The organism is Chryseobacterium daeguense DSM 19388 (genome assembly GCF_000430825.1).
In the GTDB taxonomy this organism is placed as follows: Bacteria; Bacteroidota; Bacteroidia; order Flavobacteriales; family Weeksellaceae; genus Chryseobacterium; species Chryseobacterium daeguense.
This window is the reverse complement of the sequence record NZ_AUMT01000008.1, coordinates 153479-177065: the sequence shown is the minus strand read 5'-3', so window position 1 is coordinate 177065 and position 23587 is coordinate 153479. Positions and strand designations below refer to the sequence as shown.

The following is a 23587-nucleotide window of genomic DNA, read 5'->3' as shown; positions in this document are numbered from 1 at the left end:
TAGTGAAAACGGATTGCAGAATTTACAAAAAATAAAATTATGTTGTTAGAAAAAATAATTTCAATCTCTGGAAAGCCAGGACTTTACAAATTAGTTTCCCAATTAAGAAACGGGTTTATTATTGAAGATGTTACGACGAAGAAAAAAGTAAGCATTGGAAACTCCAGCCAGGTGAGCTTACTGGATAATATCGCGATGTTTACAGTTGATAAAGAAGTTCCTTTGTTCGAAGTTTTTGAAAATATTGCTAAAAACTACGATTATAAAGAAGCAATCGCTCACAAATCCAGCGATGCAGAACTAAAGGAATTCATGACGGCTTCACTTCCAAACTATGATACGGAAAGAGTGTATGCTTCTGACATCAAGAAATTGGCTCAGTGGTACAATATCCTTCAGAAAGCAGGATACATCACTCCGGAAAGCTTCGTAAAAGCAGAGCCTGAAACATTGGACGGTGAGCCGGCAGAAGAAGTAAGCATTGAAAAAGAAGCTCCGAAAAAAGCAGCAAAAGCTGAAAAACCGGCAGCTCCAAAAGTAAAAGCTACTTCTGCCGCAAAATCTGCTCCTAAAAGTACACACAGAAAACAAGGGTAATCATTAATTTGACCTAAAAATAATGCAAACCTTGCCAGAAATGGTGAGGTTTTTTGTTTAAAAGTAATTCGTTATTCGCAATGGCACAAGGATTTTATCTTCGATAAATTTAGTAATGTAAGGATTTTTATAGATTAAAGTATCACCATCCTTACCCAAAATCTTTGTTTTTTTGCGTCTTAAAAAGTGTTACAAAGTAAGCTTTTGCTCCTTTGCGGGTAACCAATAAATTTGTACAAATACAGGACATTCAGAAGATTTTACCTTAAATTTGTATGACTTCAATTCTTAAATTATGAATACCAAACAGGAAAAACTGGAAGCTTTCGGAAGATTATTAGATATTATGGATGATCTTCGCGAAAAATGCCCGTGGGATCAGAAGCAGACGTTGCAATCTCTTCGTCATCTTACGTTGGAAGAAACCTACGAGCTTTCAGATGCTATTTTGCAGGAAGATTTACAGGAAATAAAGAAAGAATTGGGAGATGTTCTGCTTCATCTTGTTTTTTATGCTAAAATAGGCTCGGAAAAAGGAAGCTTTGACATTGCAGATGTTATTAATTCCCTGAATGAAAAGTTGATTTTCCGCCATCCTCATATTTACGGAGATACAGAAGTGAAAGACGAAGAAGAAGTAAAGCAGAACTGGGAAAAATTAAAATTAAAAGAAGGCAATACGTCTATTCTGGGTGGTGTTCCGAAAAGTTTACCGAGCCTTGTAAAAGCATACCGAATTCAGGATAAAGTAAAAGGTATCGGTTTTGAATTTCATGATGCTGAAGATGCCTGGAAGAAAGTAGATGAAGAAATCCGCGAATTTCATGAAGAAAAGGATCCTGATAAAAAAGAAATGGAATTGGGAGATGTCTTTTTTTCATTAATTAATTATGCAAGAATTTCCGGGATTAATCCTGATTCCGCATTGGAAAGAACCAATTTAAAATTCATTTCTAGATTCCAGAAAATGGAAACGCTTGCCACAGAACAGAATTTAAAGCTTGGAGAAATGTCACTGGAAGAAATGGATATTCTTTGGGAAAAAGCTAAGCTTTTACAATAGGCGAGGTGAAAATCTTACACGGAAGATCGTTCATCAGCAGATTATTAATACCTTAGAGAAAAATATAAGATTTTCTTATTTTCAGTTTAAAAAATTAAAAAAATAAGTATGCTACGTGTTTTTGCTTTATCTGCATTTTTCTTATTCAGCTGTAATCCGAAAGCACAGGATTCGCCGAAAACTGATGATTTAAAAATAGAATTTTCCCTTCCGAAAAAGCTGAAGGAAGTTTCAGGAATTACAATATCTCATGACAAGAATATGATTTGGGCTATTGAAGATCAAGGCAATAAAAATGTGATTTACGGTCTTGATAAGAAAGGAAATCTCATGAGTGATGTATTAGTAGAAAATATTGAAAACAACGACTGGGAAGATATTACAAGCGATCCTTCCGGAAATATCTACATTGGTGATTTTGGAAACAATGAAAATGACAGACAGGATCTTGAAATTTTAAAAGTTGATTTAAAAGACTCGGCTCAGAAAACAACAAAAGTTGTTCAGACCACAAAATTCCATTATGAAGGGCAGACAGAATTTCCTCCAAAAAAATCAAACTGGCTTTATGATTGTGAAGCTTTTGTAGAAATGGATGGCAATTTTTATCTTTTCACTAAAAATAGAAGTAAGGGTTTTGACGGAACTTTTTTAGTTTTCCAAATTCCTAATAAAGAAGGGAACTTTGAAGCTAAAATGGTAGGTAAATTAAAGCTTCAGGGCGGTTATAGCGATGCAGCCATAACTTCGGCAACCATTAACAGCACGAAAGATAAAATTGTTTTGTTAAATCATAAAAATATTCAGGTATTAACCGGCTTTACAGCAAACGATTTCAGCAAAACAAAAATTCAGAAAATATCACTGAATCATAATTCCCAAAAGGAAGCTATTGCGTTTATGGATGATAAAACGCTTCTTATTGCTGATGAAAAGGACAAAAAAGAAGGTGGAAATGTGTATCAGTTTACCTTAAAATAAAAAACCGCAGAAATTTCTGCGGTTTTTTTATGGTTTTTAAGCAAACGAATTGGCTTTCTTAATCAATTTTATTTGCTTTAAAAAGTCATTCCCACTCCAGCAGAAATCCTTCCGCCATCTGATCCGGTAAAGTAATTGAGCCTTGCGGAGAACATTTCAACAATACTCAGCCAGAATCCTGCACCTACAGACTGATGCCATTTTTTGGAATCTTCATGGTCATTCCACACACGTCCTACATCAAAACCTACCAGAATACCCATGTTTGCAGGAACAATATTGTTTTTTACCCTCCCAAAATCCCAGCGGATTTCAGAGTTATTGGTGAAATAAGATCGTCCCGAAAACCTTTCGTTTCTGAAGGCTCTCATTCCGTTGTTTCCGCCGATGGCTGCGGCCTGGTAGAACTCAAAATTATTATTGCTGATCCACATTGCATTGCTGGAATTAGCAAATACAAAATTTCCTCTGTTGTCTATTTTCTGATCAAATGCAAGTCTTCCGCGAAGGATCAGGAAGTTTCTTTCAAAATCGGAAAGATTGGCCTTCCAGTCGGCATTTACCGTGAATTCCAAACCTAAAGTAGGGAAAGCTTTATTATCAAAATTTTTATAGCTGAATGTATAATTGGCTCCGGCAAATTGTTGGTTTTTGAAAACCTCCGGCCTTACATCCGATGAAACATCTACAAAGCGGTCGCCGTTTCTCTGAACTTTATTATTTTCAAAAGTTAATTGAAATTGATGAAATAAATTCGCCCAGCTTTTTTTAGAAATAGAAGGTGCAAAATTAAATTTAGAAATCCTTGCCCTGTTGTATTCTCTTTCTATGACATCTTTATCATACTCGCTTTCATTGGACAGTCCGAAGAAGTTTTCAGCAAAACGAGGAGTGGTGAAACCCGCATCAATATTAAAATCCCAACCTGCGATTGCTTTTTTGAAAATTCCTTTGTAGGCCGCATTAAATCCGCCGGTTGCAGTATAAAAGTTCACTTTTAAGCTATGCTTTTGAGTGTACGGTTCACGAATGAAATTATTTAATGTATAATTTGCCAACACTCCCAGGATTACACCGTCATCAGGATTATAATCTGCATTCGGATAGCCTGCAAAAAAGTTGTATTTCGGATGCTTGTAATTGTAGGTATTGATGTTGTAATCATCAGAAATATTTTTCGTTGCTCCGTGGGTATTATATGTATTTTTTTGCGATTTGAAATCATATATTTTTACCTTGCTGCCATCGGCTACATTATAAGTGTCGTGATTATATCCGCCGATCAGTCTGATGTTCATTTTCGGATTCCCGTCTCCCGAAACTTCGTAAATATCATCATCTTCGAGGCCATAAACCCAAAGTTCCTTTGTTTTGGTATCATTATATGTTTTTTCAAATACCAGCTCAGGATTTTCCTTGTTTTTATCTAATTTATATTGCTTTACATTTACAGTATTGCCTGTTTTTGTAATCTCAAATTTATCAGGGTTTACAGTCCCTGCAAGCGGAACTTTCTTCTGCAGAACATCATAATACTGAGAAGCATACGTCTCTAATTTGGTTTTTCTTAGTTTTAATTTTCTCTGAATATCGGCAATGGTTTCATCCTGAACTTCTTTAGGAAGGTTTTTGAAAGCTTCATCTATGTCGCTGTCTGTCAGATGTTCCTGGATATATTTTGCCTGCGCAATCCAGTCTTTTTCTTCAGAACCTTTTAAGAAAACCAGGTCCAGCGGATAAGGTTCCATGGCAAGCCATTTCACACTTTTAATGTCATCTTTGAATGTTTTCATGTGTCGGATTGCCGGGACATTCATGATAAGCTTGAATGCTGCACCGTCATATTTGCTGAACGCCTGATCCCTGTCCCGAGGGATTGGCTTGTAAATTATTTTGTCTCCATCGCTGTATTCCGCACATTTCCATTGATCTGCATGCCTGTCCCAATCCCCGATCAGCATATCAAAAATCCTTGCTCTGATATAAGTTTCCTGATCTACTGAATATTTGTAATTCTTATTAAAATTTTTCAGTACGTCATCTGTTGAAATTACATCTTTAGCATTGTCAAGAGAAGCCAGTGTTTTCGGATCAGAAGAAAATCTTTCTTCTATCATGTACATTTCGTCTCCATAAGTCAGGTTATATTCACCTAAAGCCTTCTGTTTTGGGATGTAAAATAATCTGGGATTACTATGGAAAAGGTTAATTTTTTCCGCCATATTTCCAACGGCAAATGATGTAAACGGATGATTGGTGGTGTAAAAATCCAGCAGAAACTTTTCTGGGAAAGTATTATTCAATTCATTTCCGAAAGTACTTTTCTTAAAAGCCATATTGTTAAGGAATCGTACAGCGCTTTTTTTAACGCCTCTCATTACAAATTCCTGTTCATCCTGAGACATCAGCCTTAAGCTGTTCGATTGGTTTCCGCCGCCCTCCCTGAAAGGCCTGTAGCCGCCGTCAAGTGTTGAAATATTGGCAGTTTGGGCTTCGATCGGCATTCCATAATATCTACGGTAATGCTCTCCCCAAAGCCATCTGTAAAATTTTCTTTTTTCTGTTAATTTCTTAGGATAAATTGTAGAGGTTACAGTAACAGGAAAAGAATTCGGATAATTATTAATAAATTCTTTCGGCTTATCAATTACCTGGATATGTGAAATTTTTTCCAGTTTATTATCTTTTGTTGAAAAATATTCAACATCGGAGCTTTGGTCTTTTCTGATGTTTAGTATAGCAAAACCGCTTCCTCCGTAAGAAAAATCTGTTCGTTCTCTGATAGTTGCAGGGTCTACTTTAGAGCCGGCCCCGCTTATGATCTGCCTGATATTTCTATCTTCGTGATACTGTAAATTATGATCATGACCGGAAACGAAAATTACGTTTTCCTTTTCCTGGACAATACTTTTCAGTCGGTTTGCGAGGTCTGCATAGTTTTGATTATTAATATCTTCCGGACTTGCTCCGGATGAGCTTCTCAGAATATTAATGACGCTTGCCACTCCGGGAACAGGAATCTTGCTTTTTAAAGGAAAAAGATGAGATTTTGCCGAGCTGTAACCTGCATGTGTTCCACTGCTGATAACCGGGTGGTGGAGGGCAACGATAATTTTTTTATCCTGATTTTTATTAATTAAATCTTTAAACTCTATGAAAAGATCTTCGCGTGTTTTGATGTTGCAGTTTTTATTGATTCCCGGATTTTTGTCCCAGTTTTGCAATACCCATTCCGTGTCAATTACTATGAGCTTGATGTCTTTTGTCAGGCTGATATCATCAATCGCACAAGAATTTTTCGGTAGAAAAGCTTTTTTATCATTGAAATAATTTTTTACAAAATCTTCCTGTGCCTTTAAACCTTCAAGACCGTGATACCAATCGTGATTTCCCGGGATCACTAATGTTTTTCCTTTGAAGCTTTTTGTAATTTCAAGCTGATTCTGAAGCTTTTGTTTTGCTAATGCATAAGTTTTATCCGTTTCCTCCGGCATTCCTTTAGGATAGATATTATCTCCTAAAAATATGAGCATAGAATTTTTATCCGCAGTTTCCAGCTGACTTTTAAGAAGATCCAACGTATGCTGAGACTGAATTTCATCTGCATTTCCAGCATCACCCACTAAGAAAATTTTAAAGTCATTCTCAGATTTTATATCAGAATTTTCTACTTCAGATAAGTTTTTACCCTTTTTTACGTTATATGTTGCGCAGGAATATAGAAATCCAGCCGACAATACTACTCTAAGGATAACGGAAGTATTTTTTAGATGAGTTTTCAAGGATAAATTCATAAATTTACATTAACAAAATTTCAGTGATGAGCATTTTACAAAAAGCCAAGGATTACGTTGAAATCTTATTCAAAGATAAGCTATCTTCTGTATATTTTTATCATAATTTTATTCATACTACGTATACTGTAAATAAAGCAGAAGAAATTATAAAGAATACACCCATTTCCAAAGAAGATCAGGAAAAGGTGCTGTTGGCGCTTTGGTTTCATGATACAGGTTATATAGAATGTGCTCAGGAGCATGAAGAGGAGGGAGTAAAGATTATGAAAAATTTTCTCCAAAAAGAAAATTATCCTGAAAATTATATTAAAGATGTTGAAAATTTAATCTTGGCCACAAAAATTACTTATCAGCCACAAAATCTTTTAGAACAAATCGTAAAAGATGCTGACTGCAGTCATTTTGCCAGCCATGATTATAATGATATTTCCGATGCATTGAGAAAAGAATGGGAGCTTACTAATGTAAGATGTTTTTCAAACGATGAATGGAATGCAGGAAACCTTGATATGCTTAAAAATAAGCACCATTATTACACTGAATACGCAAAGCAGAACTGGCAGCCTTTGAAAGAAAAAAATATTAAAAAAATTGAGAAAAAACTAGAAAAAGAAGACGTGAAAAAGGAGCCGGAAAGTAAAAAAGAAAAAGAACCAAAATCTGATAGAAGTGTCGATACGCTTTTCAGAGTCACTTTGAATAACCATACAAGATTGAGCGATATTGCAGACAGCAAAGCGAATATTTTACTTTCTGTAAATGCCATCATTATCTCTGTATGTCTTTCTGTGCTGGTTCCTAAACTGGATACCCCAAAAAATTCACATTTAATTATTCCTAGTTTTATCTTATTGTTGTCTAGTGTTTTAACGATTATTTTTGCTATTTTATCTACCAAACCCAATGTTACAAAAACCAGATTTACATTACAGGATGTGGCAGACAGAAAAGTAAATCTTTTATTTTTTGGTAATTTTAACAGGATGCTTTTCGATGATTATAACAGCGCAATGAAAGATTTAATTAAGGACAGGGATTATATTTATGATTCTATGGTGAAGGATTTGTATTATCTGGGGAAAGTTTTGGATAGAAAATACAAGCTTTTATCTACGACGTATAAGATTTTCATGGCGGGAATTATTATTTCGGTATTGTCTTTCGGATATGCTTTCCTATCGCTTTAATTGACAATTTCTACCAAAGAAACCCTTAGTGCGAGCAGCCCGGTGATCCCTTGTAAATCTTCTACTTTTAAGAATTCAACATCGTTTTTTAAGATTTCTTTCTTCTGTAGCTTGTTGATATATTCAAGGTACTCTTTTTGATTTTCCATCCCAAAATACACGATGGTAATTTTTCCCGGGCAGGTAATCCTTTCCGTTGAATCCTTGATGTGTGCTTTATCTATCCGTTTTTTAATGATTTCGTAGTAAGAATTAAAGGCGCCGTCTACATCGAAACGTTTTTCGTCCATTCGGAAACGGATATCGATTTTTTCATTATACACAAAAATTAATGAAGCAATATCCAATGAAATCGGAAGATCTTTCTTGAAATTCTGCATTTCCCTTTCCATATTGCAGATCGTTTTAAGTTGCCAGTATCTCAACTTATGGACTACTTTTGAATGATAATGAAGTTCAGGTGCAATATTTTGGCCGGTATAAAGGTTATGTTCAACACCATCGGACTTAAATCTTTCGTAGTAATGAGGGAATATCTGCTGCGCCTGTACCTGGCTTTCATCCAGCATATCGGCTAATTTTCTGTTTACCAGAGTTATAGAATCATCCAGGCTTTTTCTGTTGCCATAAAACAGATCATTTTGAGTAAAAACCTGCGTAAAATAATCTTTAATTTTAGCCTTTATTTCACTGGACGATTTAATTTCCAGCTTGGCTTGTAAAAAAGGATGAATCTCTTCCCGTAAAAGCCTTTGAAAACGCTGCTCACTGTCTGCTTTAATTTCATTATTCAGTTCATTTTCAAAAATATCGAGCGCCAGTAAATATTTCTCTGAATCTGAATTTATCAATGTAAAAATACCGTGAAGAGAATCAATCTGCTGATTAAGATCTTCAAGCATTAAATTAAACCTTTTTTCCGATGAAGAACGGATATCTGAAAAGCCGAAAACCGGGGTAAGGTTTTTAAATGAAATCTGCTTTAGGGTGTATATTTTTTTGGAAAGGGAAGCGTTGAAATACTTTTCTGCTTCGTTTCTGAATTTCCAGACTACGCTGTCATGAATGGTAGTATATTCCCTCTGAATGATCGCCTCGATCTGAAAATTTTTCTCAAAACTGAATCTGTTTAATGAAAATAAGATCATGTCTGTAAAAAACTCCATTTTCTTGAGCTTAAGACCATTGAAACTATTGGCCAGAGGTGAGGTAAACTCCATGATAGCCAGCAAATCACCGTCTTTCATGATGGGAATCACCATGAAGCTGTTAATTTTATTCTTCTTTAAGATATTAAAAGATGGGAGGGATTTTATTTCATTATCAAGATTATCAACATTTGATATTACAATCGGCCTTGAGTTATGATTGAGATTATTAAATGTATTTTTCCTGGTCTCCTCATCAAAGGCATTGATCCAGAAATCCAGAATATGATTCGTAAAAACACTTTCATAAATAGGAATTCTTTCAAGCCTTTGGTCTTTTTTATTGAAAAGCATTAGCCCAAAATTAAGCTCGGCAACATCAAAGTAAGATTTAAATATCTCTTTTAAATTATCATCCGGAGACAAATTTTCCGGGTCAATCTGAATCATGGTAGATTTCAGGTCAGAAAGTGCTACTTCTGAAGTACAGTCTACCAGAGAAATGATGGTAAATCCTTTCAAAATCCAGGATTGGGAAGGAAAATATTTTTTCCAGAGTTTATAATCATCCAGATTTTCCAGTAGCATGTTAATCACTTCTTCTGATGGGATTTTGGCATTTTCTGTAGGATAAATTTCGGTGAAATCTGCATTAACGGTAATTTTATAATGCTTCATAATCCCTTGCCTGTTCGGGATGTCATAGTAAAACGGGATGGTACTTTTAATATCCCTTTTAAAGTACGCCTGAAGGATCATGCAACAGCAAAATACGTAAAATTCGTCATCATCAATATTCCTTAGCTCAATTTCAAAATCTTTTCCGGCGTCTTTCAGGATGTTTTTAAATCTTTCCGTATAATTAAACGTAATGTTGGAAAGCGGTATGCTAGCCGCTTTTATCTCATTGTTGGTAAGCCCTGTTGGAAAAAGATCAGCCAGTAAAAGCCTGATAAGCTCATCATGTTTTTCAAGAAGGGAAGTGTCCTGAAAGCCGTCTCTAAGCTCCTGAAAATTTTTTGTCTTTTCTATTAAAGATTGTGCATAATTTACACGATACTCCAGACGGTCATTATACCGGATATGCTCAAGCACATCCAAATATTTTTTGAATGAAATAAAAACCTGGAATGGAGCTTCTTTTTTGTAGAGAATTGACAAAAGTTCAAATTTCAAGTAAAGTTATGAAAAAAGCCGGATTTTGGATTGCAGATTTTTATTTTTTGACTTAATTATATTTAAATTTTTAAGTTCAAACACCGCAGAGGATCATATTTATCTTAAAAACATAGAACGGCATAAAATAAAAGAAGCACAACATTTCTGCTGTGCTTTCTTTATTATTTTTAAATCCGAATTTTATAATCCGAATGCTCTTGCAAATAAATCCGGAGCAACGCCCAATACAATGATTGAAGCAATTACAAATACCGCAACTATATTATAAGTAACCGTTACTTTTTCTGAAGATTTGAATGATGTTTCTTTGAAGAAGAACATTGCAATAATCAGTCTCAGATAATAAGCAATTGAAACTGCTGAACCTAAAACGGCTATTAAAACCAGAAAAGCCGCACCGTTCATTGCCTGGGAGAATAAAGCAAATTTACCCATAAAACCAGCCGTTAAAGGAACTCCCGCCATTGAAAGCATAGAAATTGCCGCTACTGTTGCTAATAAAGGTTCTGTTTTTGCCAACCCTTTGAAAGCTCCGAAAGAAGTTTCTCTTTTCAGTTTTTCAACATAAATAAGACACATGAAAACTCCTACTGTAGATAAAGCGTAAGCAAATAAATAAAACGCTAAATTATAAGTGGAAAGGCTTGTCATCCCAAAGAAAACCAACCCAATGTATCCCGCGTGGGAAACTGAAGAATATGCCAGCATTCTTTTTGCGTTTGTCTGGGCAAGACCCATTACGTTCGCTAAAAGCAATGTGATAATTAAGAATACTCCGAAAACATTGATCCATTCTCCTGTAACACCACCAAACCCGATGGTCATTAACCTAAACAATGCGAAAAATCCTGAGATTTTTACCACACTCGCCATAAAAGCTGTAATCAGTGAAGGCGCACCGTAATAAACATCAGGGCTCCACATGTGGAAAGGCGCTAATGCTACTTTGAATGCCAATGCACAAAGGATTAATAAAACCCCTAAAATAAACATGACATCCTTAGGATTTGCTACCCCAAAATCGTGAATTTTATATAAATCAAAACTTCCGGCACTTCCGTAGATAAATGCAATACCGAACAACAGGAAACCTGTAGCGAATGCACCCATAAGGAAATATTTAATGGAAGCTTCGTTTGATCTCAAATCTGTTTTATTAGCTCCTGCCATTACGTATAAAGGAATAGAAAGGATTTCAACTCCTAAGAATAATGTTACCATGTTTTGGTATCCGAAAAGGATAATCCCTCCACAAAGAGCAAAAAGTATTAATGCATATAATTCTGACTGGTGGCTTCTGTGGTTGCTGAATGCAAAACCTCCCAAAAAGAATAGTAATAATGTCGTTACGATTGATATTTTAGTGAATAGCGCAGTATTTGCGGTGTAGTCATACATGTGTCTGTACTGTTCAAAGAAAGCACATTCCGGCATGAAACTCACACATAATGCGATGATTAATCCCAAAATCCCAATGTATCTTGCGAATTTCCCTTGTTCAAAAACTCCTGAAAATAACGCAACAACTGCCGTTAGGAAAACAATAATTAAAACACTCATAATTTATGTTTGAGATTTTGAGTTCAAAGTTTAAAGTTCAAAGTCTAAAGCCTTTGTTCTTTCCTCTTTATTCTTCTCGATCTCTTAATTTTTTAATTTTTAAATCTTTTAATATTAATTGGCCATTGAAGCGTAGATAAACTTCACTGAACTACTCACCATTTCGATTACCGGCTGTGGGAAAATACCAAGTACAATCACAAAAACCGCTAAACTTGCCAATACAGAAAATTCTACTGCAGATAAATCTTTCGCTGTACTTAATACCGCTTCATCTCCCTGCCCAAACATTGCTTTTCCGTAGAATCTTAATAAGTATACAGCACAAAGAATTACCGTAAGACCAGCAATTACTGCTGCTGTTCCGTTAAAATCATAAACCGATTTCAACAAAATAAATTCCCCGATGAATCCATTAGTCAATGGAACTCCCATTGAACCTAATATAATGATCAAGAACAATACGGCAAACTTAGGTGTTACTTTTGCAAGGCCTCCCATTTGTCTGATGTCTCTTGATTTAAATCTCTTATATAAAATATCACAACAGTAGAATAGACCTACCACGTTGATACCGTGAGCAAATGTCTGTACCAAAGCCCCTTCAGCACCCTCAACATTGAAAGTTCCTCTTAAAGAAATTACTGCTGAAGCAAAGATACCTGCCACCATTAATCCAACGTGAGAGAAAGAAGAATACGCAATGATTCTTTTCATATCTGTCTGGATGATCGCGATTAAAGCTCCATGTACAATTCCTACAATCGCAAGAATAATTACAATCTGTCCTGAAATTCCTGCAATCGGAAGCGGAGTGATTGGTAATAAATAACGCATAACCCCATATACCGCCATTTTTAGCATGATCCCTGATAATAACATCGAGCCCTGCGTTGGTGAATAGGTATAGGTGTCTGGCTGCCATGTATGGAAAGGGAATACCGGCAATTTCACTGCAAAGGCAAAGAAAATGAACCAGAATACCACAGTCTGCTGTGTTTCGTTTAATTGAGCATTATATAAATCTGTCAGGGCAAAAGATGCAGAGTGATTGTAAACATAAATCAATCCGGCTAGCATGAATAATGACCCAACGAATGTATATACGAAGAATTTCGTAGTGAATTCAAATCTTTTATTTTCCTGACCCCAAAGTCCGGCAATAAACCAGATCGGAATCAGCGTTACTTCCCAGAAAATATAGAATAATAATCCGTCAAGCGATGTGAAAACTCCTACAAGCCCGAACTGCATCAGCAGAATCAAACCGTAGAAAGTATTTCTGTAGCTTACATTTTCATTAAAAGAAGATAAAATAATGATTGGCGCTAAAATATTAGTCAGCAATAAAAGAAGCAGGCTCATCCCATCGATACCGAAGTGAAGAGAACTCTTCATAAATTGTGACCAGGGATAATTGATCTCATGCTGTAATACGCTGTCTACCGTCGGAGCAAAATTAAAATCCGCCGCAATGTAGAAGGTAACCAGCATCTGAACCAATGCAATTCCCAATGCCAAATATTTGCTGGAATTGTTTTTCCACGCAAAAACTAATCCCGAACCTACTAGAGGTAATAGTAATAATGTTAATAACAAACCAGACATTATTATTGTAATAAAAAGTTAACAATTAATATAATTCCCACCGCTAAAGACATGATCAAAATGTAATTCTCAACATTTCCGTTCTGAATACGCTTCATGGCTTTTCCGCTGTCTTCAGCGCCGTCACCCACAAAATCTACAAAACGATCAAGAATACCTTTGTCAAACATCTTTCCTCCGCGCCCTAATCCTTCAACAGTTTTTACAATAATTGCATTGTAAAGTTCGTCAATATATAATTTTCTGGCAGACAGTTTTTCCCATCCTGTATACATCTCTTCCGGTAAAGCCTGTTTTTTCTTGTTAACATAAGTATTTTTAACAATAAACCAAACACAGAAGAACATCAGAACTGTTGCTCCCAATAATATCATTTCAGTACCAAACGGAACTCCCGAAAGGGTAGCTTCCATTTGCTTAAAGCTTTCCTCAGTAAGAACCGGTTTTAGCCATTCCATTAATTTTGCATAATGACCGTGGCCTATGAAGTGAGGAAGGTTAATTAAACCACCTAAAACAGAAAGCATAGCTAATACGATCAATGGTATTGTCATATTAGACGGGCTTTCGTGTAAGTGGTGTTTCTGTTCTTCAGTACCTCTGAATTCTCCGTGGAAGGTAAGATAGTACAGTCTGAACATGTATGTTGCAGTAACAGCCGCTAAAACAAATAAAATTACCCAGTAAACAGGATTTTTAGCGAAAGCTGCTACTAAAATTTCGTCTTTAGAAATCATTCCCGATAATAAAGGGAATCCTGAAATGGCCAATGTCCCGATAAGGAAAGTGGCATGAGTAAGAGGAATATATTTTTTAAGACCTCCCATGAAACGCATATCCTGTTCGTTGCTCATTGCGTGAATTACAGAACCTGCGCCCAGGAACAATAATGCTTTGAAGAAAGCGTGAGTCATTACGTGGAACATCGCCGTAGTATAAGCTCCCAATCCTAAAGCAATGAACATAAATCCAAGCTGTGAAACGGTAGAGTAGGCTAATACTTTTTTGATGTCGTTCTGACGTAGTGCGTAAAATCCTGCCAAAGCAGCCGTTAAGAATCCGATGAATAAAATTCCTCCCTGAACGGTTGGGGCCAACGTAAATAAGAAATTTGATCTTACTACTAAATAAATACCTGCCGTAACCATCGTTGCCGCGTGAATTAACGCAGAAACTGGAGTTGGACCAGCCATCGCGTCCGGTAACCAAGTATATAATGGAACCTGAGCAGATTTACCCGTTGCACCGATAAATAAACTCGCCGTAATAAAAATAATTACGCTTCCATCTAATTCAAATTTGCCTGCGTTTTCAGCTACTGTTAAATAATCAACAGCGTTGGTTTGTCCGGCGATCATGAAGATACCGATCAACAACGCAAGGTCACCAATTCTGTTCATGATGAAAGCTTTTCTTGCTGCTTTACCATATTCTTCGTTGGTGTACCAGAATCCGATCAGTAAGTAAGAACACAATCCTACACCTTCCCATCCGATGAATAAGATCAGGTAGTTGCTTCCCATTACCAATAATAACATGGAGAAGATAAACAGGTTCAGATAAGTGAAAAACTTATAGAATCCTTTATCATGGCTCATATATCCGATAGAGTAGAGGTGAATCAAAGATCCGATCCCTGTGATGATCATTATCATCATTAACGACAGCTGATCGATCTGGAAACCGAAATTGATCTGAACTCCATTTACTCTAAACCATTCAAAAGCTTTTACAATGACAGCAGGGCTTTCGGAATTAAAATTCATGAAAATACTTACAGCAATACAGAATGGGATAAAAACCATTGTCGTAGCCAGAGAACCTACCAATATTTTTGGAAGATTTTTCCCGAATAAACCGTTTATAAGAAACCCTAAAAGTGGTAAAAGTATTATTGCATATACTAGATTTTCCATTCTTATCCTCTTAATTTATTAAATATACTTACATCAACAGAACGGGTATTTCTATACAGCATAGCAATAATTGCCAAGCCTACCGCCACTTCCGCAGCAGCCACCACCATAATGAAGAAAACTAAAAGTTGTCCGTCGCCGTTACCTTTGTATGCAGAAAACGCAGCCAATAAAAGGTTTACAGAATTCAGCATAAGCTCTACACAACCCAAAATAACAATAGCATTTTTTCTCAATAATACTCCCAACACTCCCAGACAGAATAATACTGACGAAAGAATGATGAAATAATTCAGAGGGATGCTTTGTATAAATGTATTTACTTCTCCCATAATTTTATAAATCTTTTTTACCGATTAATACCGCACCTACAATACCTGCCAAAATAAGGATGGATGCAAGCTCAAACGGTAAAACATATTCATTAAACAAAAGTCTGCCCAGATTTTTCGTAAGACCAACGCCCTTGTCTACATTTTCAACAACAACATGATTGTCCTGAACTCCTCTGAATACACCTAAAACTCCAATTAATAAAAGACCGGCCGTAAAAACTCCAACAAATTTTAAAGTATTGTTCTTCTTACTTTCGTCTTGTTTATTAAGGTTAAGCATCATCAGGATATAAAGGAATAATACCATGATGGCTCCTGCGTAAACAATAATCTGGATAATCGCAAGGAATTGTGCATTCAGAAGGATGTACATGCCTGCAATAGAAAACATTGTAACAATTAATGACAAAATAGCATATAAAGGATTTCTGGCAAATACGAAATACACCGCACTCGCCACTGCTAAAAACGCCACCAAGAAAAATAAAAACTGATCCATTATTTTACCGCATTTTTTTGTTTCTCGGATTGTCTTTCTGTGATATCAATCCTTTCATTTATTTTTTCCACCAACTTATCTTTTCCGTAAATGAAAGAACCTCTGTTGGTTTCCACGTCTACCAATCTGTCTGTAAGATAGATTGCAGATTTTGGACAGGCTTCTTCACACATACCGCAGAAAATACATCTCAGCATATTAATTTCATATACTGATGCGTATTTTTCCTCTCTGTAAAGGTGCTTCTCTTCCTTGGTTCTCTCAGCAGCAGTCATTGTAATTGCTTCTGCAGGACAGGCCACTGCACAAAGCCCGCAAGCTGTACATCTTTCTCTGCCTTCCTCGTCTCTTTTCAAAACGTGCTGACCTCTCCAGATTTCTGCTCTCGGTTTCTGCACTTCCGGATATGAATATACTGCGGGAGCACCTTTCAATACGGTTCTTACAGCATGCTTAAATGTAATCCCCATTCCTGTAAAAATTGCAGGTAAGTAGATTTTTTCAGCAAGGGTCATTTCTTTATTAGAAACAACTTTTGATCTGTTAGTTAATTTCATTTAATTATAGATGTTAGATGTTAGACGTTAGATGTTAGAAGATGGAAGCGGGAAGTTTTACCCGGATCACCAAATTATCACATCATCACATCATCTCATTTTCAAATTATTCTAATTTCCAAATGCTAAAATTACAGCTCCTGTAATCAGCAAGTTCACCAATGCCATTGGAATCAACGTTTTCCATCCCAAGTGCATTAACTGGTCATATCTAAATCTCGGAAGCGTCCATCTTATCCACATAAAGATCAAAATTCCGATGATTGTTTTAGTTAAGAATGCTCCAATACTGATAATTCCAGCAATATTTTCTCCCCAATGTTCTGTTGCCCATTCAATTCCGGGATAGTTGTAACCACCGAAGAAAAGGACAACCATGAAAGCATTAGAAATAAACATATTCACGTATTCACCGAACATGTACAAACCTAATTTCATGGATGAGTATTCTGTAGAATATCCTGTTACCAATTCAGATTCACACTCTGGTAAATCGAATGGATGCCTGTTTGTTTCTGCTAAAGCAGCTACGAAGAAAACAAGGAATGCAATCGGCTGGTAGAAAATGTTCCAGTTCAAGCCTGAAACCCAAGGAATAACTCCCCAAAGTTTTCCGCCAGTTTGACTTTCTGTAATTTCTTTTAAATCTAAACTTCCTGTCATCATAATGATAGAAAGTAATGCCAATCCCATTGCCAATTCGTAAGAAATCATCTGAGAAGAAGCACGGATAGCGCCTAATAATGAATATTTGTTATTCGAAGCCCAACCTCCGATCATAATTCCGTAAACGCCAATGGAAGCCATTCCGATGATGAAAAGTACACCAACGTCAATGTTAGCCACCTGAAGATCATAAGAAACTCCACCAAAATTTAAACTTTTACCCCAAGGAATAACCGCTCCTGTGATTAATGAAATAAACATTACCAACGCCGGCCCCAATACGAAAAGGAATTTTTCTGCATTGGCAGGCGTAAAATCTTCTTTAAAGAAAAATTTTCCACCGTCAGCAAGAGGCTGCAGCAATCCGAAAGGTCCGGCTCTGTTTGGACCGATTCTATCCTGCATAATAGAGGCAACTTTTCTTTCCGCCCAGGTAGAGTAGGCCGCAATCGTTAACGAAAGCAGGAAAAGCGCTAATACAAGTATAAGTTTAAATGTAAGTAAATCCATTTTTTATTTAAATGTTTTGAAGATGGGAGTTGGAAGCTGGAAGTTTATCACGTCGTGGCATTAACTCATCATCACATTACCAATTTATTTTATTTTTTAACGATATTAAAGTTAGAAGTAGAAGTGGAATATTTTACGGTTACAAACCTCCATCTTCCATCTTCAGACTTCTAGCTTTTTATTTTTCGTCTTTTTCACTGATTTCTTTAGCCATCGGGTTTTCTAAAACTCTTAGCTCATCCTTAGGCTTTTCGTAGTGGTTCAATGAAATAACTGAATGTCTGTCGATATGTCTAGGACCTTCGATGTTCCAGTCAGAAAGTTCTTTTCTTTCGAAACGGCAGGTATCGCAGATGAATTCTTCCACTTCACCCCACTGGTCTTTTCTTGCAGTAACTCTCACAATTTCATCACCTTTCATCCAAACCGTAGCTTTTCCTGAACACTTATCACATTTACAAGAAGCGTTCATAGGCTTTGTAAACCAGACTCTGCTTGCAAAACGGGCTGTTCTGTCTGTTAATGCTCCTACCGGACAAACGTCAATAACGTTTCCGATGAAGTCATTGTCTAAAGCTTTATTTAAATACGTTGAAATTTCAGCGTGATCTCCTCTGAAAAGAATTCCGTGTTCTCTTTCACCTGTCAGCTGGTTTGCAGCTAATACACATCTTGCACACAGAATACAACGGTTCATATTTAATTTAATATGAGGGCCAAGATCGTCTGCGTCATACGTATTTCTTTCGAATTCTGTTCTGGTATTTTCTACTCCGTGCTCATAGCCAAGATCCTGAAGGTGGCATTCTCCGGCCTGATCACAAATAGGGCAGTCAAGCGGGTGATTTACCAGCAAAAACTCAGTGACAGCTTTTCTACCTTCCTGAGCTTTTTCAGAAGTAAGATTTTTTACTTCCATACCATCCATCACGTTTGTTCTGCAGCTTGCAACCAATTTTGGCATAGGGCGAGGATCTGCTTCAGACCCTTTAGAAACTTCCACCAGGCAAGTTCTGCATCTTCCTCCACTGGTTTCCAATTTGCTGTAATAGCACATTGCAGGAGGTACAGATTTTCCACCGATCTGTCTTGCTGCTTCCAAAATAGAAGTTCCAGGCAAAACTTCAGTAGTTTGTCCGTCTATTGTTATTTTGAATTTTTTAACCTCTTCGCTCATATTCTATGCTTTTCGCTTATACTGTTTAAGCAGTTCAGCTATATTTTAATTATACTTTTTTGTATTAAATGTATATCCGATCCCAAAATCCACCTCACCATACACAAAATCCTGTGAAGCCTTATCCGGCTTATTGTTAAGAGTAGTTTTGATATCCGGCATATTGATATACCCGAATTTCCCTTCTACCTGAACCACAATATGTCTTATGGCAACAATACTGAGAGCTGCTCTGATATCTGCCCCGAAGCCTGCCAAATGGAATCTGTCACTTCTTTCATTTCCCATCAGCTTTACGTTGGACTTTGGTAATAAAGCTCCAATTCCGGCTCCGTAGCTTAAGAAAATATCAATATTTTTTTTGTTTAAAACATTATGATACTTCTGAGCCCCGATATTGATATAATTAAGACCATCCGTATGTTCAAAAGTCAATAATTTTGAATCGCTTAAGTTAACCTGTCCGTTCTGAACCGTAGAAGCATATTCCGGATTATTGATATATCCTTTAAAATTTACAGTCTGATCCTGATCCATTACATATTTCATGTGATCCATTCCTAAAGTAACCCCGAGATTATCCTTAGGAAAATAGGTAATCCTATAGTTTACCTGCGGAATTGTGATTGAACCGGGATTAAAATATACTCCCCAATCAAATTTCGTCTGTCTGTCGTGAGCGACTACATTATTCAGTTGAAAATCATATCCATCCCCTTTAAAATGAATATCCGAATTTGAATATACTGAATTGTTCCACCCCCAAAATACCATCACTGATCCTTTCTTAAACGGATCCACGTGAGATTTTTGAGCATTTAAGCCCAAAGTTACTGTTACTAATAACAGTAATAAACACTTTTTTATCACCCTAATTTATCTAGTCTAGTTATGAATTTAAACTGATGGCGCCGGAATAGGATCTGCGTAATTCGCTAAACCATAGTTTTGTGTAAGACACAATTCCGGATTTTTCACGTGCCACTCAAATTCATCCCTAAAATGGCGTATCGCTGCCGCGACAGGCCAGGCTGCTGCATCACCCAAAGGACAAATGGTATTTCCCTCGATCTTTCTCTGGATATCCCAAAGTAAGTCTATATCTTCCATTTTACCTTCACCTTTTTCTATTTTCTTTAAAATTTTATACATCCATCCCGTACCCTCTCGGCATGGTGTACATTGACCGCAACTTTCGTGATTATAAAATCTTGCTAAAGTCATGGTATGCTCTACAATACACTGGTCCTCATCTAATACGATAAAGCCTCCCGAACCCATCATTGTACCGGTAGCAAAGCCACCGTCTGCCAAGGATTCGTAGTTCATGTATCTTGGTTCTCCGTTTACGGTTTTTAATAATAAATTCGCAGGAACAATCGGAACTGAGCTTCCTCCAGGGATACAAGCCTTTAATCTTTTTCCGTCTTTAATACCGCCGCAATATTCATCAGAATAAATGAATTCTTCAACCGTAATGGTCATGTCGATTTCATAAACTCCCGGTTTGTTGATGTTTCCACAAGCGGAAATTAATTTCGTACCTGTAGATCTTCCAACACCTATTTTAGCGTATTCAGCTCCTGTAATATCAATGATTGGAACTACTGCTGCGATAGATTCAACGTTATTTACTACCGTTGGTCTTTCCCAAAGTCCTTTTACAGCCGGGAATGGCGGTTTTAGTCTTGGATTTCCTCTTTTACCTTCAAGAGATTCAAGCAATGCAGTTTCTTCACCGCAAATATATGCTCCACCACCTCTTTGAACATAAATTTCGCAATCGAAACCTGTTCCTAAAATGTTTTTACCTAAAAATCCTGCTGCTTTAGCTTCTTCAATCGCCTCTTCTAAAATATCCGGAATCCATGAATATTCTCCACGGATGTAGATATAAGAAACATTTGAACCCAAACAGTACGATGAAATCAACATTCCTTCAATCAATAAATGAGGAAGGAATTCCATGAGATATCTGTCTTTGAACGTTCCCGGTTCAGATTCATCGGCATTGACTACCAAGTGTCTAGGAACACCTTCCGGTTTTGCCAGGAAGCTCCACTTCATCCCGGTTGGGAATCCGGCACCACCACGTCCACGAAGTCCGGAAGCTTTTACTTCTTCCAAAATTTCGTCCGGTGTCATTTTCAAGGCTTTTTCTGCTGCTGTGTAACCTCCCTGTTTGCGGTAGGTTTCAAAGTAACGTATACCTTCTATATGTGCGTCTTTAAGTAAAAGTTTTTTACTCATTGTAATATGCTTTTGGCGAATGGCTTATAACTTTTGGCTATTTGCTGCGCGCCTTTTTTAATTAGTTTAAAATTTATTTAGCCCAAATCAACCTGTCCTTCTCTGCAAAGATCAAGGATTTCGTCAACTTTCTCTATCGTTAAATTTTCGTGAAAGAATTTTCCCAACTGCATCATCGGAGCATATCCGCAAGCACCAAGACATTCAGCTGGCTTTAATGTGAACATTCCGTCTTCCGTAGTTTCTCCGTCCTTAATGTTCAGCTTGGTTCTGATATGGTTAAGGATTTTTTCACTTCCGCAAACCATGCAAGGCCCCGTTCTGCAAACTTCCAAAACATATTTACCAACCGGCTTCATATTGAACATTGTATAAAAAGTAGCTACTTCATATACTTCAATTGGCTTAATACTTAATAATTCAGCAACATAATCCATCACAGGAACGTCTAACCATCCTCCGAATTCCTTCTGTGCCAAGTGAAGTACAGGAAGAAGGGCAGATTTTTGTCTTCCTTCAGGATATCTTGCGATAATTTTGTGTACCTGTGCTAAACTTTCCGGTTTAAAAGCTATTGTTTCGCTCATTTTATTTAATGTATTATTGTACAATGTACAATGTACTAATGACTTATTTATTTTAATCACTGCAAAATCATTACTACATTTTACAATGATACTTTTTATAATTTTATGCGTCTAATTCTCCCGCAATAATATTCATACTACACATCGTAACGATTGCATCAGAAATTACAGAACCTGTAATCATCTCAGGATACGCCTGGTAGTAGATAAAACATGGTCTTCTAAAGTGCAGCCTGTAAGGACTTCTTCCGCCATCACTCACCAAATAGAATCCTAATTCTCCGTTTCCACCTTCTACAGCATGGTAAACTTCACCTTTCGGTACGTCAGTTTCTCCCATTACGATTTTGAAATGGTAGATTAATGCTTCCATTTTCTGGTAAACATCTGCCTTTTCAGGAAGATAGAAATCAGGAACATCCGCGTGGAATGGTCCTTCAGGAAGATTTTCGTATGCTTGTTTGATGATTTTAATGGATTCCCAGATTTCCTGCTGACGAACCATAAAGCGGTCGTAAGTATCTCCCGAGGTTCCCACAGGGATGATAAAGTCGAAATCCTGGTAAGAAGAATAAGGCTGTGCAACTCTCACGTCATAATCTACACCTGCTGCACGTAAGTTCGGACCTGTGAAACCATAGCTTAATGCTCTTTCTGCAGAAATGGCTCCAGCTCCGATGGTTCTGTCCATGAAAATCCTGTTTCTTTCCAATAATGTACAGAATTCTTTGAATCTTGGAGGGAAAGTTTTAAGGAAATCCTTAATCAACTCATGGAATTTGGGTGTGAAATCTCTTTCAAAACCTCCGATTCTTCCCATATTAGTGGTCATTCTGGCTCCGCAGATCTGCTCATACATGTCGTAAATACGTTCTCTTTCGATAAACATATAGGTAAGACCGGTAATCGCTCCTGAGTCCATTCCGGTTACCCCATTACAGATAAGGTGGTCACCGATTCTTGCCAGCTCCATCAAAATGACACGCATATAGTCTACGCGCTTTGGAACTTCAACGCCAATCAGTTTTTCAACTGTCATGTGCCAACCTAAATTGTTGATCGGTGCAGAACAGTAATTCATACGGTCGGTAAGGGTAGTGATCTGAGAATAGTTTCTTCTTTCAGAAATTTTCTCAAATGCTCTGTGGATGTAGCCCACGGTTTGCTCTGCGTGAAGGATTCTTTCCCCGTCCATCGTTAAGATATTCTGGAAAATCCCGTGCGTTGCAGGGTGGGTAGGTCCTAAATTGAGGGTGTATAGCTGACCGTCAATTTGTTCCTTGCTTTCGTATTGGTTAAGTATATTAGATAATGAGTTATCTTTCATAATTTAAATGCTTTAGGCTATAGGCTTTAGGCTTTAAGCTTATTGCTTGCTGCTTACTGCTTATTGCATTATATTTTTATCTTCCGAACATTGCATCGTCCTTATCTGTTCTTGTGCCATCTTCAAGACGATATTCTTTCAGCATAGGGTGGTATCCAAGATCTTCCATATTCAAAATAGGTCTAAGATCAGGATGCCCTTTAAATTTAATTCCGAAGAAATCATAAGTTTCTCTTTCCATCCAGTTGGCTCCTGCATATAGATCTACTAAAGAATCTACTTCAATATTTTCTCTGGACATAAAGATTTTCAAACGTAACCTGAAGTTGGTCATCATATTATGTAAGTGATAAACCACCCCGATTTCTTTCTCAGGAAACTCCGGGTAATGGATTCCACAAATATCCGTAAGGAAATTAATTTCCAGTGATGAATCTTTAAGATAGTGAACAATTTTCTTCATATCTTCTTTCTTCACCTCTATGGTCAGCATTCCATACGGTTCTGAGCTTGTAATTACAGATTCCGGAAATTCTCTTGTGATTGCTTCTAATACAAATTCGTTTGTCATTTTAATTTAATTCAAAGATTAAAAGATTAAAAGATTAAAAGGTTTAATGTTTTCGTATTAATTTTTTAATCC

The 23587-nt window shown here is 36.8% G+C and carries 19 protein-coding genes; 4 read left to right on the top strand and 15 right to left on the bottom strand.

Annotation, left to right across the window (positions count from 1 at the left end; all coding sequences use genetic code 11):
* Positions 1-39 precede the first annotated feature (39 nt).
* From H560_RS0111225 to H560_RS0111215, 3 genes are all read left to right on the top strand, one after another.
* On the top strand, positions 40-597 hold the full coding sequence (locus tag H560_RS0111225; protein WP_027380132.1) for a DUF5606 family protein: 558 nt from the start codon (positions 40-42) through the stop codon (positions 595-597).
* Between the two features lie 295 nt (positions 598-892).
* A complete protein-coding gene (mazG, locus tag H560_RS0111220) occupies positions 893-1660 on the top strand; it encodes a nucleoside triphosphate pyrophosphohydrolase (protein WP_027380131.1) in 768 nt (255 codons plus the stop codon).
* A 108-nt stretch (positions 1661-1768) separates the two neighbouring features.
* Positions 1769-2641 (top strand): hypothetical protein, encoded by an 873-nt coding sequence (locus tag H560_RS0111215; RefSeq protein WP_027380130.1) that lies wholly within the window; start codon positions 1769-1771, stop codon positions 2639-2641.
* A gap of 77 nt (positions 2642-2718) precedes the next feature.
* Here the strand turns inward: H560_RS0111215 and H560_RS0111210 are convergent, their stop codons facing one another.
* Positions 2719-6423 (bottom strand): metallophosphoesterase, encoded by a 3705-nt coding sequence (locus H560_RS0111210; RefSeq protein WP_228372463.1) that lies wholly within the window; start codon positions 6421-6423, stop codon positions 2719-2721.
* Positions 6424-6461: 38 nt separating this feature from the next.
* On the opposite strand from H560_RS0111210, the gene H560_RS0111205 reads away from it, so the two are divergent.
* Positions 6462-7625, top strand: coding sequence for a Pycsar system effector family protein (locus H560_RS0111205; protein ID WP_027380128.1), 1164 nt, complete (start codon positions 6462-6464; stop codon positions 7623-7625).
* Here the strand turns inward: H560_RS0111205 and H560_RS0111200 are convergent.
* The 14 genes from H560_RS0111200 to H560_RS0111135 all read right to left on the bottom strand — a co-directional run bounded on the left by H560_RS0111200 (position 7622) and on the right by H560_RS0111135 (position 23515).
* Complete coding sequence (locus H560_RS0111200; RefSeq protein ID WP_027380127.1) at positions 7622-9934, bottom strand: GAF domain-containing protein; 2313 nt, start codon at positions 9932-9934, stop codon at positions 7622-7624. The genes H560_RS0111205 and H560_RS0111200 overlap by 4 nt on opposite strands.
* Positions 9935-10132: 198 nt before the next feature.
* Entirely contained in the window at positions 10133-11512 is a 1380-nt protein-coding gene (locus tag H560_RS0111195; protein ID WP_027380126.1) for an NADH-quinone oxidoreductase subunit N, read from the bottom strand.
* 114 nt (positions 11513-11626) lie between these two features.
* On the bottom strand, positions 11627-13120 hold the full coding sequence (locus H560_RS0111190; RefSeq protein ID WP_034752636.1) for a complex I subunit 4 family protein: 1494 nt from the start codon (positions 13118-13120) through the stop codon (positions 11627-11629).
* Between the two features lie 2 nt (positions 13121-13122).
* Positions 13123-15036, bottom strand: a complete 1914-nt coding sequence (gene nuoL / locus H560_RS0111185; RefSeq protein WP_027380124.1) for an NADH-quinone oxidoreductase subunit L — start codon at positions 15034-15036, stop codon at positions 13123-13125.
* A 2-nt stretch (positions 15037-15038) separates the two neighbouring features.
* A complete protein-coding gene (gene nuoK / locus H560_RS0111180) occupies positions 15039-15368 on the bottom strand; it encodes an NADH-quinone oxidoreductase subunit NuoK (protein ID WP_027380123.1) in 330 nt (109 codons plus the stop codon).
* Positions 15369-15372: 4 nt separating this feature from the next.
* Entirely contained in the window at positions 15373-15870 is a 498-nt protein-coding gene (locus H560_RS0111175) for an NADH-quinone oxidoreductase subunit J family protein (protein WP_027380122.1), read from the bottom strand.
* Entirely contained in the window at positions 15870-16427 is a 558-nt protein-coding gene (locus H560_RS0111170; protein ID WP_027380121.1) for a NuoI/complex I 23 kDa subunit family protein, read from the bottom strand. Before H560_RS0111170 ends, H560_RS0111175 begins: the two co-directional genes overlap by 1 nt.
* A gap of 111 nt (positions 16428-16538) precedes the next feature.
* Positions 16539-17603, bottom strand: a complete 1065-nt coding sequence (nuoH, locus tag H560_RS0111165; RefSeq protein ID WP_027380120.1) for an NADH-quinone oxidoreductase subunit NuoH — start codon at positions 17601-17603, stop codon at positions 16539-16541.
* Positions 17604-17781: 178 nt separating this feature from the next.
* Positions 17782-18780 (bottom strand): 2Fe-2S iron-sulfur cluster-binding protein, encoded by a 999-nt coding sequence (locus H560_RS0111160; protein ID WP_027380119.1) that lies wholly within the window; start codon positions 18778-18780, stop codon positions 17782-17784.
* Between the two features lie 45 nt (positions 18781-18825).
* Entirely contained in the window at positions 18826-19629 is an 804-nt protein-coding gene (locus H560_RS0111155; RefSeq protein WP_034752678.1) for a hypothetical protein, read from the bottom strand.
* A 48-nt stretch (positions 19630-19677) separates the two neighbouring features.
* A complete protein-coding gene (nuoF, locus tag H560_RS0111150; RefSeq protein ID WP_027380117.1) occupies positions 19678-21030 on the bottom strand; it encodes an NADH-quinone oxidoreductase subunit NuoF in 1353 nt (450 codons plus the stop codon).
* A 77-nt stretch (positions 21031-21107) separates the two neighbouring features.
* Positions 21108-21617 carry an NADH-quinone oxidoreductase subunit NuoE family protein gene (locus H560_RS0111145; protein ID WP_027380116.1) on the bottom strand — a complete coding sequence of 170 codons (510 nt, stop codon included), beginning with the start codon at positions 21615-21617 and terminating at the stop codon, positions 21108-21110.
* A 103-nt stretch (positions 21618-21720) separates the two neighbouring features.
* Complete coding sequence (gene nuoD / locus H560_RS0111140) at positions 21721-22944, bottom strand: NADH dehydrogenase (quinone) subunit D (protein WP_027380115.1); 1224 nt, start codon at positions 22942-22944, stop codon at positions 21721-21723.
* Between the two features lie 76 nt (positions 22945-23020).
* Positions 23021-23515 (bottom strand): NADH-quinone oxidoreductase subunit C, encoded by a 495-nt coding sequence (locus H560_RS0111135; RefSeq protein ID WP_027380114.1) that lies wholly within the window; start codon positions 23513-23515, stop codon positions 23021-23023.
* Positions 23516-23587 lie beyond the last annotated feature (72 nt).